Annotated in this window: 8 protein-coding genes and 1 pseudogene; all 9 read right to left on the bottom strand. The window is 41.7% G+C overall.

Translation table 11 applies throughout. From position 1 onward, the window contains the following. Window positions 1-454 (bottom strand): annotated as a pseudogene (locus tag NRL14_RS20405) (IS4 family transposase); the annotation flags it as partial. A gap of 147 nt (window positions 455-601) precedes the next feature. After that, window positions 602-1,126, bottom strand: coding sequence for an isopentenyl-diphosphate Delta-isomerase (gene idi / locus NRL14_RS20400; protein WP_007378763.1), 525 nt, complete (start codon window positions 1,124-1,126; stop codon window positions 602-604). A gap of 31 nt (window positions 1,127-1,157) precedes the next feature. Beyond that, on the bottom strand, window positions 1,158-1,730 hold the full coding sequence (locus NRL14_RS20395) for a TIGR02466 family protein (protein ID WP_007378764.1): 573 nt from the start codon (window positions 1,728-1,730) through the stop codon (window positions 1,158-1,160). A gap of 13 nt (window positions 1,731-1,743) precedes the next feature. Further along, window positions 1,744-9,744, bottom strand: coding sequence for an RHS repeat domain-containing protein (locus NRL14_RS20390; RefSeq protein ID WP_306725480.1), 8,001 nt, complete (start codon window positions 9,742-9,744; stop codon window positions 1,744-1,746). Window position 9,745: 1 nt separating this feature from the next. Then, complete coding sequence (locus NRL14_RS20385; RefSeq protein WP_007378767.1) at window positions 9,746-10,576, bottom strand: phytanoyl-CoA dioxygenase family protein; 831 nt, start codon at window positions 10,574-10,576, stop codon at window positions 9,746-9,748. A 318-nt stretch (window positions 10,577-10,894) separates the two neighbouring features. After that, complete coding sequence (locus NRL14_RS20380; protein WP_306725479.1) at window positions 10,895-12,859, bottom strand: hypothetical protein; 1,965 nt, start codon at window positions 12,857-12,859, stop codon at window positions 10,895-10,897. Between the two features lie 12 nt (window positions 12,860-12,871). Then, window positions 12,872-13,618, bottom strand: a complete 747-nt coding sequence (locus tag NRL14_RS20375) for a hypothetical protein (protein WP_007378769.1) — start codon at window positions 13,616-13,618, stop codon at window positions 12,872-12,874. A gap of 68 nt (window positions 13,619-13,686) precedes the next feature. Further along, on the bottom strand, window positions 13,687-13,857 hold the full coding sequence (locus NRL14_RS20370; RefSeq protein ID WP_007378770.1) for a hypothetical protein: 171 nt from the start codon (window positions 13,855-13,857) through the stop codon (window positions 13,687-13,689). Window positions 13,858-13,977: 120 nt separating this feature from the next. After that, window positions 13,978-14,256 carry a hypothetical protein gene (locus NRL14_RS20365; RefSeq protein WP_007378771.1) on the bottom strand — a complete coding sequence of 93 codons (279 nt, stop codon included), beginning with the start codon at window positions 14,254-14,256 and terminating at the stop codon, window positions 13,978-13,980. Window positions 14,257-14,807 lie beyond the last annotated feature (551 nt).

Raw genomic sequence — 14,807 nt, 5'->3', positions numbered from 1 at the left:
ATATTTGTTCGAGCGTGTCTAAAAATGCTTGATGTGCTTTATTGGTATTCAGTTCGCTCTCAGGATGAATTTTTTCACAGAGCGTTAAGCTTCTCCCATTCATTGGAATACTGGCGCGCAATACTTGAAACATCCCTTGTCCATTAATAGGTAACCAATCGACTAATATGATGGGGGACTTTTTATTTCCAATTAACTGCGCTGACATATAGCCATAGAAGAAAAGGCGCTCGCTGTGTAAGAGCGTGTTACCGATTAAGCGGTCAGCGCGTTTAATATCATTTTTATTTGTTGTTTTTGATAGGCTTTTCAAGCCTCTACCTAAATATGTTACAGACACACGTTGATCATGCATGCCAGAGTCAATGAAGGTAAATAACGTGTTTAATCGAGTAGAGTGAATTTCAGGGTAGGCAGCAGCGATATCATTCTGTATTATATTTGTGATCTTCATGGCTATTGTTTTAAGTTGTTTTTAGCGAAGTAATTTGATCACAATTAGTCATGAAGGTCGGATCCCCTTTACTCATCTTTTTTAAATTCATTTCGTGGGAATTCGTCAGGTTTGGATATAGATTGAATAAATTTCAATCCTAAAAGGCTAATATCCAACAAGAAATGGCTGTAGTTTTTGCAGGGCAATGGGTAGCCAACGAGTATAATGCTCGGGGTTAGTCGCTAATTGTGATTGAATATCATCTAGGTTTTCCCAGCGCCAATCGGATACTTCTTCAAGATTAACTTTTGGACTACCGTCGTAATAGCCCACTAAAACATGATCAAACTCATGTTCGAATAGCCCGTTTTCCATTTTACAAATATAAGTGAAGTGAATTAATTCTGTAAGCTGGGTAGTAAAACCCATCTCTTCCATTAATCGCCGCTGACCTGCGTCAACAACAGACTCACCTTTACGTGGGTGACTACAACATGTATTAGTCCATAACCCTGCTGAGTGATATTTATTAGCGCTTCTTTGATGGATCATTAACTGGTTATTTGCGTTAAAAATAAAGATAGAAAATGCGCGATGTAGCACCCCTTTTTGATGCGCTTCTAATTTAGGCATAAGTCCTGTCTCGTTTCCTTGCTCATCCACTAAAACAACGTTTTCAAATTCTGACATATAAGGTTTCCACGCTCGTTGCTCTGGTTAATTAACTAAACGCGACGTTAAAGCTTAATGCGATGCGGTCATGTTCGGATTCGTTTTGGCTAACATGGTGCGGTACTTGGCTGTTAAATAAGATAAGCCTACGCTCAATTGCTGGATAACTAACAGTGTTAAAGTTTTCACGTTTGGTTCTCTGCGACAACCACATATTGTCTTCTAGGTTCTCAAAATAAATATCGCCACTGTTATCTGGTGCTTTTATGTAATATACCCCACTAATGTATGATCCCGGATGCGAGTGCATACGTTCATAATTCCCTTTAGATGAAATGCTTACCCACGAATTAGTGATAATAGGGTTTGCCGTTTCACGGGTTTCTATTTGAGCCAAATAGGCACCTATATTTTCACTTAAACGCGCTTGTAATAAGTCAAAAGGCGCTTGTTGCAAAATATTGTTAATTGTTTGGTAAGTTGTATAAAGGTTATCGCGCGTGGAGTGCGGTAATTCTTTTTTTAGCGCGATGACTGCCCGAGCGAGCAGATTATTCTGCTCGTCAGACAATACCTGATCCTCATAGTAAAATGTTTTAGGAAAAAAGAACTCAAAAGGCATAAATATCTCTAATTTACTCTGAATAATTACCAGATACGCGGCTTTTCACTTTGCCACCTGAAACAGCCCCAGAAAGTGCTGCACTAAACACAGTCTGCCCTAACCCGCTATCCCAATCATTGCCTGATGCTAGATTCATTGCGGTATTTTTGGTAATGCCTATTGCTTCACTTTTAGCAATAGCTTTTGTCGCGTCGGTAAGATAGCCTTTTATACCCGGAGCAGCACGTGTATCGGCAACGGTTTCTCCAAGCCAAACAACGCCTTTTTTTGCCCCATTAAGCACTTTACCTGCATTGGATAGCTCACTGGTAGATGCTTTTACGCCTTTAGAAGCCGACGCCGCAATGCTACCCGCAGCTTCACCAGCAAAAACGGACAAGCCCCCAGTGATAAAGCCAGCGGCCGCACCAATACCCATATCAACACCGTACTCTTTCCAGTTAAAATCGGTCGCGTTAAACACTGAATAAGTTATCGCAGAGACACCCGCACCGTAAAAAGCCCCTGCAGCTGCGGCTAATGCTGCTGACGCTGGGGTGGACAGGCCTCCGGTGATAACTTCTAACACTCCAGCGACAACATCGATGACTACTCCGACCAGTATTTCAACAGCACCTATAATTGCGCCTGCGATTGCACTAAACAGGCTAGAGATTGAAAAACGACCTGTTGGATCGATGTAAAGTACAGGATTATTGGACGCATAAATGTATGGACTAAAGTACTGTTTGTCAGGATCGGTTGCAATAAAGCGGCCTAATTCCGCATGATAGAAACGAGCTCCAAAGTTGTACATGCCAATTTCGCGATCAAATTCCTGGCCAGTGAACAAATAAGGCAGAAATCCTGGTTCAGGCTCTATGGCTTTGCTAAGTGCACCAAATGTTAGGTAATCGTATTGCGCTATTATCTGGGCATTTTCATCAAATACTGTACGTACCGAGCCTAAATGGTCTTTACCTACACTGTAATTTTTATTGCCTTTTCTGAACGCAATTAGTCCAGTTGGGCCGTAAAAGTAGATCATAGATGAAGTCGCCACATCGTGCTGCTGGCTCGAAATTTTAGTGAACTCGGTTAACGGCTTACCATTTAAGTCCCTGACATATAATTTTTGTTGGTACTCGCCACTTGCACCTTGAACCGTTTTTAATACTCGTTGATTACCTCTCCCATACGCAAAGTGCAACGTATTGCTTTCAGGGCCTCCCGTGTCGGTAATTTGTGTTGTCATTTTGGAACCGGGATCGTAGTCCAATCCAAGTTCATGTGGTTGCAAAGACAAATGAGTATTAAATTTCGCTGTCGTCGCATTGCCATTGAGGTCATACGCATAATCTGCTAACACGGTATTATTGCTGGTGCTGTTTGTAATGGATTGTACTTGCTGCGTGCCAGAAATATATTTATAAACGTAGTCACTACTGCCAAAGGTGACGTTTTTAATATTGCCGTTGTTGTCATAGCCACGGCTGCCATTTATTTTTAAAGTGTGCTCTGGGCTTAATTCGCTATTCGCGTCGGTAATACCGCCAACATCATCAACTGCGTATTTAAATTGGCTTGTGGGCTTGTCGTTAATAGCCGTGGTTGATGAGGCAATGGTGCCGTCAAAATATGCAGCCCCCTCATATCCGCCCTCAGAATAAGAAAGTGTTTGTTCAAACAAAGGTTTGTTTGCACCAGCCAAAGTTTGGTTTATTTCTTTTAACCATTCTGGTGAGTTGTAGTTCAACTCGCGAATTATCTGCAACCCCGCCTCAGTTATCACTTGCTCTCGATACACTTGTCCGTTTGCCAGATAACTAAAACCAGCTATTTGACTGTCAAAACTCGGGGAGTCAGATATCGCGCTAACGAGGTTTTGCCTATTTGTATTGAAGTAAATAGCGTATCCGTCTGCAGTGCCGTCTGGGTAGATAGTTTTCGCTGTATTACCTAAATTATCAAACGTGTACTGCACGCTTTGTTGTTGATTGCCATCAAAATCGGCGACCGACAGCGTACGCAAAGTTGTATTTCCGAACACATCAAATGAGAAAGTTTCATTAACGTCCGTTTGCCCTGCGATACCATTATTGGACTCAGTTTTATAAGCTCGCCCTATCGCATTGACAGATGCGTCGTCGTAACATAGTTTTTGTCGCCAAGTGTTAGGCGTTGCAGGCCAATTAGGGCTTACATCGCTATGCGCTTGCAACGCAGTGTGATCCCAACTACCGACGACATAACCTTTTTCAATATCCCGCCCCACACGGTTATATTTTACGTAATTGTAGTTACCACTTTGTTGCCCCTGTTGGTCTTGTACGAAGCGAATTCGACCACTTTTATCGTAAACATAGTTCGTTGTTTGCTGATGCTGAGTGCTCGATATCATATTACCATTAAAATCAAACGCTTGAGTTATCACCCAATCTTCAGGAACGGAGCCTGTAGGTGGAGAAAAATAGTTTGGCGACTGAATTTTAATTGCGTTTCCGGCATCATCAAATAAGGTGGTACTTTTGTTTTGCCCTTCCCCATTAATCGACACTTTACTTAAAAGCTGATCGCGCTGATTTTTAATTTCATAGTAAACATTTTGGTTTGGATCGGTAGAGACAAGTTTGTAAAACTTATTGTCTACGTTAGTATATTGGTAAACACTCGGATGTGCGTCTACCTGAAATTTAGCCCCAGGGTTACCAATTTTATTTACTCGTGCCAGTGGCGATGTTTCATATACTTCACGGGTATAGCTGTAACCCCCGTCTGCTGGATTGGCAGTATCAACAAGCCCAGTCATTTTCCCTGTATGCCAATTAAGGCTTGCCAAATTAGAACCGTATTTAAATAGTGGGTTTTCACTATTTTTTACAAAAACACTTTTAGATGTAACCGCCGCGCGGCCTAGGTTATCGGTCACTTTTTGATGTGCCACAACTTGTTTATCGTCCAAGCTTTGCTCTTGAATTAACACACCTCTAGAATCTTTATATTTAACTTGAGCTTGCGGACTAATCAGGTGAGCAATTTCAGAAATAATAACTTTGTTATTGAAGAACAATTGTGGTGCACTATTTAGCACATGTGCTAACTGACAACTAAATATTAACTGACCATTTGCCCAAAACAACAGGGTTTTGTCATCAATAATCAGATCCCAATTTGTTTGTGGACGATAAACCTCAATCGAGTCACCATTTTGGTTTAACTGATATAAGTACCGCGTATTCTCACTGTTCAAAGTCCAACTAGTTTGGTCAACGGGGCCAGTGACCACGCTTGCGTCTTGGCTTAACGGGTAATCTGATTTAGCAAACTCATTGAGCAGATTGTTACTGATTTCACCTTGATTAAGCTCATTTAAATAAGGCATGCTCGGTACACTAAATATTGACTGGTCGCTTGCAAGTTCTGTTGAGTCTGATTGAATGAGTTGCCAATTAAAAAGACTCGGGTTCCACTGAATTTTAGTGTTGTCATCAAGCTGAATGCCAAGCGTACCATCTAGTGCTTCTCCAGTTTCAAACCTCACAGCTAACGCATAACGATTATTATTGGGAGCGTTTAATAAGGTCAGTGTACCCGGTTGATTATGTGCTTTTTGACTTAATCTGCCTGCTTCGACTTGCCAAACGTCGGGACTTGGTTGCCAACTATTCTGCCACTGTGCACCGCGTTTAAAATTACAAAGGGTTCCACCCTCGGCAGCTTGAATGGCCAAATCATGATTTGGCGACTGAGTAGAGTATTGCCCTTGATTGCCTTGAGATGAATAGTAACGACTTTTAACCGCGGTCATTACATCACCAGCATTGGTGCTTAGCGATCCTTGCTCAAGCTCATTGTAGGTAGATTGCTGCGTTTCGCCATTTGCGGCTAACTCTGCGATTACAGTCCAGTTTTTACTGTTATATACACTTGCGGTATAAGTACTATCAAGTGGCGAAAAGCGAAGATTATCAATATAAACTGGTGCTTGGGTATTTTTATTTTTACAGGTAATGGAAATTGACGTATTTGCATTGGTGACATCAAATGTTTGATGAATATAGAGCCATTCACCTGTCGTTTCAGGAAAATCCAGCTGAACGTAGTCACCACTAGAAAGCTCGATACACCAAACCGCGTCACCTTGGTTATTTTTGAAGTCGGCTGGCTTTTTGACCCATGCAGAAAAAATAAACTTAAGATCCGTTAGTTGTGGGATAAATGTTGCTGTTATTCCAGAGTTATCTTGCGTATTAGGTGCTAATTGGAGGCTATTTACCCCAGTATGTGCATCAATCACGGTATTACCTACGCTAGGAATAATAGTGCTATTACTACCTAACTGCCACATACCACTTTTTTCATATGATTCAAATCCATAGTAGCTCGCTTCTTGTTGTGAAATAGCGGCTCCTGGGAATTTAGCAATGTTATAGCGTTCATTTTCATCATAAATAAAGGACGTTGGTATACCGTCTACATTAAGCTGTTCGTGAATAGCGCCACCTATCTGACCGCGCTTTGTCACTTCTGACAGCAGCAACCAATTTTCATTTTCTTTCCCTGAAGAATAATCGAAAATAGGTGCGCTCGCACCAGGGGCAGTCCAAACATATTTTTGGTGTGCGGCAAGTTTGATTTTATTTGGATTGTCAGACCAATTTTTATAGGTTGTTATCGTACTTTTGGTGAAGTTACTGGTACTTGCTTCGCTGTTGACGACACTGGTAGTTTCTTCAATAACGGTATTAAGGATGTGTGCGGATAGAAATAACGATTGGTACTTAGGCTCTTGCCATGCATACTTTGTATGCGTACGCATTAATTTACGTGTGCCATCATTAGCGTAATATTCTTGTTCGTGGTTAACCGGCAGGCCTGTTGTGTCATCATAGGTGACATAATTGTTGGTTCTTACGCCATCTAACACACTATTTGTTTGTCTTAATCGCACATACGCACCGTACAGCCGCTTTCCATCGCTATTGTTGATGATTTCCCAGTAATTAAGCTTACTTCTAACCAGTCGATTAGCCGAGTCAAACTCTTTTTTGGCTAACAACATTCCATTGAGAATATTAGCGTAGTTATAAGTCCACGTTGCTTGTGGATATAACCCCGCGTGACCAGAAAGACCATTGGAGAAATAACGTTCAGTTCGCCCTTCAGGTGTTTCTGGTGGTGTGTTATTGGTCGATTTAACGCCTGCTACTTCAATTACTATTGGGAATTGTGCGAGCCCAATTTTACTATTGTAGCTGATTTGAGACTCATTTGAATTAGCGTAAAAATAAGACTGGTAAAAAGATGCCTCATTATCGTGTGCGTCTTCAATTTCAATATAGGCTACGGGATGTATAACTATATTATCGCTTAAACTTTTGTCATCGACATTGAGTAAGAAAAGTTGGTCAGCTGCGTCAAACTCAGCACTGGTATAACTCACGATGAAACGAGGCCCCACGAGGTTGCTTCCAACCAAGGGGACACCATTGTGCTCTGGCACCGTAATTTTTTGTGAGCCACCAGGCATTTCAATAGAGTTACTTATCTGACCATTATTGGTCGTGATTAAGTAACTATTAGCGTCGGCATTAAGATTGTTTTGATAAGCAATAAAATTAGGCCCGCGATTTTGAATGGTTGATTCTGCAGTGGTCATAATTTCGTTAGCTTGGGATTGCCATTGACCATTTACATCGCGCATGTAAACCCTTGCTCCCATAGTGAGAACATTAGCTTGCACCGTTGGCAAGGTTCCAGCTTGTGTTATATCTTTCTTTTCCCAAGCCGAGTTATCAGGGATGTTAGGGTTGAATGTCAGTAGTTGATTGGTGTTAATTGTACCGTCTGATGAAGACATAACAAATGTGTCTTGTGCTGCCGCCACAGAAAATTCGGTTGTATTGTTTGGATTCAGAAATTGCTTCGACAACCAAGTACTATTGGCCCCTGTGCCGACTTTACGAAGGTTAACAATATTATTGTTAACAAAAGTACCATCAGTGATGGTTTGAAGAATATCGTACAGTGCTTTTCCATTTTCAACTGGAGTAACTAAATCTTGGCTCACAGAACCAGCAGGGTTCAGAATTTGAAAGTGCTCATCCCAATCGTATAACGTGACGGTATAAGAAATTGTTGCATCGTCGACTTTTGATATATAGGTTAACGCAACGCCTGTTGGAGTAGCGATGAGTGAAAACAGGTACTTCCCTGCATTCTCAACCACTTCGATACCACTGGTTTTCCATTGTTGTTTTGGTTGCCAATTCCCTTCTAAATCTCGAAATACAATTTCAAAACTAAGCGACTGAGTTGAATGAGTGTAATTACAATTAACATAGTAATTTTGCAGCGCAGCAACATAGCCCGTATCCCCACCTGTAATTGGCAGTGTATTAGGTGTTTGCCACTGGCCTGTTTGCCAATGAAATGAGCGTACTTGATACGTCTGTTGAGTATAACCTTTGTTGTGGGCAACAAAGAACTCACTACCAGACGTGATCAGAGAAGGGCCAGCATCACCCTGCACATAAAATAAGTATGGTTGATCATTAGAAAGATTCCACTCACCAAATTTTTTATCGTCACGCATAAACACATAGATTTGATCGCATGAACGGGCCTGATTTCTTACGCTTAGTAAAATGTAACTAGAGTGAGCCTCGACCTGGACGCTTTGTGGATCGGCTGTAATAGCAGCCATATCAGAAGATGTTAGTTCGGCTTCGACCCAACGCCCTTGCCATGACTGTACAAATACCTTAAACCCAGCACTGTTTTTATTACAAAAAGTGAAGACCACGTAATCATCACCGTGCCAAACTCCGGGAGTACTGCCTGGCAGTGGGTTATCTATGGCAATGCGTTTTGGTGAATTAATTTGAAGTTCTTTATATGTAATCCGTGCAACGCCGCCTGTGGGGTAGGTTACCGATTTAAGTGTCCCAGGTGATATTGCTTGGCCGTCGTTATAGTCAAAGTGCAGGCCAGGTAATGATGTGCCGTCAGGCGTAAATTGAAAAACAGATTTAAGCACACGCTTCCAACGCAGTTCATAGTCAATGTCGCTTGGTGATGCGTTATTGATGAAGTCATACGTATACTTCATAGTGTAAAGGTGTTCGCTATCGGCATTGATTACATCAAGGCTATCTAGATAACGTGTTTCGTATTTATTCTGAAACGCGTTTGGTTCGGGCGATTGCGCGTTTTCGGCTTGATATTCAGCAATCCCTTGCGCACTTTGATTCAATGCACCATATTTTTCTTGGTAATTAAATTCAACTTTGCGGCCAAAGCTATCGGTCACCGTTTTTAGGTAAGAGGCCTGTGTAAATTCAAGACCCGTTTGTCCTACTCGATGCATTACGTTTTCATAATCATATTGCACCTTATGTCCCCAAGCAGATTCGATTGAAATGAGGTTCCATGCGCTGCAATATTGTTTTTGTTCAGATGCATTAACACTGCTACCAATCCAGTTCCCCCAACGCACTCCATATTGACATGCGTTTTGGTTTCCACCGTAGCGATATTGAGTGCCATCTTCTTTTATAATGAGCCAACTTTCATCTATTGGGTCGTAACTAATTTTCCAAAACTGATAATTTCTCGTTTCAAACAACCAAATACCGCCTTGTTCGCCCACTTTTACAAGCGGGTTAGCACTGCCCCCTGAGACCAAATAAAATAAATCAGAACCCGAGTTTTGACTGTTTGCTTTGTATACCGAGATAAACTCAAACGACATATCCCAACCAAGCCCTAGAACGCCTGTCGGCGCTTCGATATTCCACGTATCTAGGTTATTTTTAATGTTACTCCCGTACATAGCCGAGACCTTGATATCTAAGCCCTTATAACCGGTTAAGGTCAGAAAATCGATAGGAAGTTGAATGTTGCCACGAAAGTAATTAACCCCTGATTTGATGTTACCAATCGCCTTATCATCAAGCTCGAATGAACGAATTTCAGGGGTTTGCGATTGTTGTTGTGCTGCTGGATTATTTGCGACAGATTGTGTATTCATTTTAAACCTTCTCCGTAAGGGATAATAAATTATGATGGGTTTCCTGGGATGTTGGCGTTGTAACGGGCAAAATAAACTTAGGTTTTAAATGGTTTGGCCTGCAACCTAATTGGTGAGAAATATAAAAATCCTCTTCAACATCATATATTTCAATTTTCTCAGGCGCATTTTGATAATCTCTGTGGCAATAAATTAAATTGGACTCAACAGGTACAGCCACACCCGCTGTAACCACTCTATCATGATGCGACTTGTTGGAAGGTGAGCCATGAATAATTCTATTGTCCATTAGCAGAACTTCCCCCGGCTGCATCGAGAGGTATGTCATATACTCATTTTCTATTGTTTCAACGAGGTTTGGGTATGCAAATACACTCGCATCGCGATAATCAGTATTGAAATGATGGCTGCCGGGAACAACGCCTAACCAGCCATTATTCGCATTTACACTTACTAGCGGGCACCAAATGCTTAAGCCGACATACTTGCCTTCGTTTTCGATAAAGGTGATGTCTTGGTGCAATGCTACTTTACTGTGCTCTGAGTTCGCTTTTTTTGACGCAAAGCTTCCTACTACTAGTCGATAGTTTTCCAAAATTGGTCGAATTCGACTCGAAAACACACTGCGTATCTCTCGGTGAACATACTCCCTCAAGGGCGTATTTTGGATAAGTACCGTTGCGGTAAAGGGAAACGCATGATGATCAGCAACATTGTCATAGAGTGCTTTTAACTGCAAAACATCTTCATCAGACAACAACTTTTTAATAATAAAACCTTGTTTACTGAATAAATCATTATCTATGTTATTTTTAAATATTGTATGTGTCATCGTATAGGCCTTACAAAGCGTATTTTGGTCAAGGGTTTGAGTATTCGTTTAATGTAGTGCCAATAGATAGTAATAATTGCACGCGGCACTGCGCGAAATACGTCATTAGCAAGCCAATACTTCTCATGTGAGATCAGTACTAACTGACCTTTCCAATCAGGGATATTAATGGGTAACCGGTGTGCTTGTTTTGAGTCAATTGCGTATCGCTGAATACAACCCAAAGATAACAACACAACGATGGCGGACAACCGCCGGCAAGGGGGACATTGGTGGCAGTAGCGCAATTTATAGCGAGGCACACCCTTAGCATAAAAATTATCCATCTATACTTCCTTTTAATGGCGGTAATATTGATAACAATTGAGTAAGCACCCGAATAATCGTCGCGGTCGTTATCGTTCCGTTCAAATCAGTATAATATTTACCTTCAGGGTGATCCCAAGGCTCATAACAAGTGTTTTCAGTAACTCGTAAATTTGCGCAGCCCTGCCACACACCAGTGGCTTGTTGCCAATTTAATAAGGTACGCAGTGCTTGCGCATTGTGGCTTTTACGTTGTGAGCGAAAATAATGAATTCCGAGTGCACATGCAAGATCAAATGCGTTGTCAACAGCCATGCTTGGTTGCTCTGTTATCGGTGTGTCTAAGTGCAATAAATTTAATTGTTCTAGCACCTCAAGTGTTTGAAAGGTGCTGTAAAACGGCGTTCGCCACCAATAGCTTCGATAAAACCCTTGCGCCGTATGATTATGTTTTAAACCTTGCATAAAAGCTGGTTTGAAGGAAAGTTGCTCTTTTTCAGGCAGTATCAGGTAACCAACTGGGGTAACATCCCAATGAGCGTCTCCCCATGCATTTGCCTCTTTGTATGTTGCTAAGCCCAGCTCATGGTCCCAATGGTCAACTATAAAATCATGATCTTGCTTATCGATTGGCAGTTTCAGTTCACGCAGTAACGCCATTGCCATTGCGCTGGAATCTGCATCGGCACCTGTTGTATGGTTATATCCCCAGCCTGCGTGATATACGCGCTTTTTTATCAGCCACTGCGCAGCATTTATCGCCGCTTTTAGCGCTTTGGAATGATTTAGCTGATTGCCCGCTCGAGCTAATGCCAGACCAACATAACCCGTGATCCACTCAGTTGATTCTCCTACAGGTAGTTTATAATCTGACCACAGTCCATTTTGCTGTTGCAGCCCTATGAGGTAATCAATAGCATCATCAATTGCTGCTCGCGTTTCGTCCTGGCTAGGTAATTTATAATTTTTAGAATTATTCAAATAGATATTGAGGCGGTTTTTGCCTTTGCTATCGAGGCCAAAACCAATAAACGCAACATTACACCCTTGCTGATTTAAAACCTTTTTTAAATCTAACGGCTTTAAGCCAAATGTTTGCGTTAATCGCGTACTGACTTGTTGCCATTCGGCATTTGTGTATTTTAGACAGTGACCACATAAGTCCAATTTAATATCTGCTACTTCACCGTTTGATAGATTAATACCAAGTCCTAGAAGCAAGCCATCTGCATCGACACCATGTGTCCCCATAGCAATAGTAAGGTATTGTAAAATAGATGGATGTGTGTATAAATCAAGACCTAAATCTGAAAGTGAAACCTGTGGTTTCAAACGAAAATATATCTTTGCTCGCGTATTTTCAGATGTCGTACCTTCTAAACCAACACTCGCAACATTGGCACACTGTTTAATATTGGACAATAATATTTGTACGTTTGCAGACTCTGGCAGTAAAGCATCGAGCCATTTTTCAACACGTTGCCATGCGAGTTCTTGGCCCAAGGGAGCGGTTTCAAGATAAAAAGCAACACCTGCTTTATCTGGACTTAACGCTAGCCAAACAAACCCTTTTTTGTAATTATCACGTACTCGTTTATCATTAGGAATTATTTGGGTCAGTGTTGTTTCGACTAAAGGTAGTAGCTTCTGTGCACCTCCTTTTATGACGCCACGTTTTAAGGCTTCTACTGATTGAAAGTAACGATCCTCAGTGTCATAAATATCTGAGCAAGGGTCTCCAATAACCCTTGATACGACTTCTTTTTCTGATGATGATAGACATAACTGTAATGGAGCACCATCGTTATTTAACGCTGATGCTCCAATAAGGTGTCCATCCAAATTTTGAGGAGTGGATAAAACATCACGACATAGCTCCCGCGCTAATCTCGCATTACAAGATAAGCTTTCAGCCACTGCGGTTAGTGCCTCGACTTTTAGTTTTAGACGTTTAGAGCTGTTAGGTATGGAAACCATGTCGTATTCTCCTTATACTGGACGTTGACCTTGTCTAACGTTAATCGTACTCAATTGGCCGCCTGAATCACCCGGTGCACCTGATTGACCGACATTACCGGCGTTACCACCCGTGCCGTTTGAACCACCTGGACTACCACCTTTACCTGCACTACCGCCTGCGCCACCTACACCACCGCTCCCCCCATTACCTGGTTGGCTTTTGACTTGTACAGGAACGAATTCACTGTTTTGACTTTTTTCACCGTAGGTGATGTCAACATTACTGCCGTTGCCTCCATCACCGCCTTTACCGCCGTTACCGCCACTACCGCCACTACCGCCGCTACCGCCTGAATAGCCACCTCTTGAATAAGCCCCGCTACTAGAACCATTACCACCAGCACCACCAGCTCCACCGCCGCCGCCATTGCCGCCTACTCCACCATCACCACCATTACCGCCCGCACCTGCTACAAATACTGTGCCAGTCAATTGAGCAACGTAGATTTTTGCTGGTAACACATTATCACCATCAGCACCTTGCGATGCCAACCCACCGCTACCACCGTCGGTACCATTTGAACCATTAGAACCATCGTCACAACCGCTGGCCCAATTACAACTGGCATTTTGACCTGTCGCCCCTTCTTGACCAGTTTGGCCTGTTAAACCATTAGTACCGCTTTTTCCGTTATCTGCAAAAACAGTAATGTCAGGTGTAGATTGTCCATTAGCTAATGCTTCTGAGATTAAATTGTTATGTGCTTCAATATCCATTGAATTTCTCTCAATATTGTTTGGTTGATTTCAAATAATTTGACGCGTGTGAACGCATGAATACCCAGTTACTGCTTTACCAGGTGTTCAATTATGACCTGTGCAGCCGTTTGGATTGCGAGTTGACCACCCTGTTCTATAGTGACTGTACCAAAGTTGCGATCATTATCTGTAACAGGATAAATATCACCAGCCTTTACTGTGATATCTTTTTGTTCAGTATTCGTATCGTTTGTCATCGTACTTTCCTTTCTACTTTGTGTTTATGTTTGGCTTTAAAGTTAAGCCTCCTAAAGGTGTCGACCTATGACTTAATCGACACCAATTCGAATACATATTTTCCAATCGAAAGCTGTAAACTAGTGATGTTGGCAGTGCTCGATTGACTCTTGAATGCCATCCCAAATAGCACTTGTCGGAACAAGCATCGGCTTTTTTATTATGGTGTATTGAATCGACTCTTTGTCTGGCATGTAATTGAAGCCGAGTACCACTTTCCCAACAACCGAGTCTGTTGTAGCTGTGCCTTGAAGTGCATCAGCGGGTTCATAAACAGTACTGTGCTCTTGTTCGCTCGTACGTTTAACACAAGACCATACTGCTTGGGTGACGCCGCCAAATGTCCGTTTTTTAGTCATTTCAATCTCCTTGTTTATATGAATTTTTATGTGTAAATACGCGAACAAGTGAAAAATCAGGGCCACTTGTTTTGTTAAAAACAACAATAGCATAGAATTTTATTGCAAGTTATTACACGTTATTACAGCGTTTTTGGAAGAGATCGCGACGTTTCATACCCATATAAATATGTGGAAATGTTCTAAGTGTTTGAAGGATAATGTGGTTCGCATCCAAACCACCTCAATATGCGAGCGTCGTTTGAATTAAAAGCAATTTAGGCATGTAGATAATGGTTATTCTCTTGTTAAAGTCAGTCTTTTATGAAAGTAACGCAGTATAAATCATTTAAACCAGCCCTTTGGACTGGCTTTACACAGGTATTTACTCTTCGCGTTGTTATTATTAAAAGGGACTACCATTGTTACAAAGTAACGACTTGATATTAAGTCCCTCTAAAACGCTGAATTCTGCACCTTGACGTGGTTTGGGTACTGAGGGATCCCCACGAATATTTATTCATGTAATCCCTCCATATTGACTGTTAAATTTGAGAGTTCGGACAATACAT

Origin of the sequence: Pseudoalteromonas sp. 20-92 (assembly GCF_030847595.1) — a bacterium.
Classification (GTDB): Bacteria; Pseudomonadota; Gammaproteobacteria; order Enterobacterales; family Alteromonadaceae; genus Pseudoalteromonas; species Pseudoalteromonas fuliginea.
Note: the sequence above shows the minus strand (reverse complement) of the source record. Positions and strands in the feature narration are given on the sequence as shown.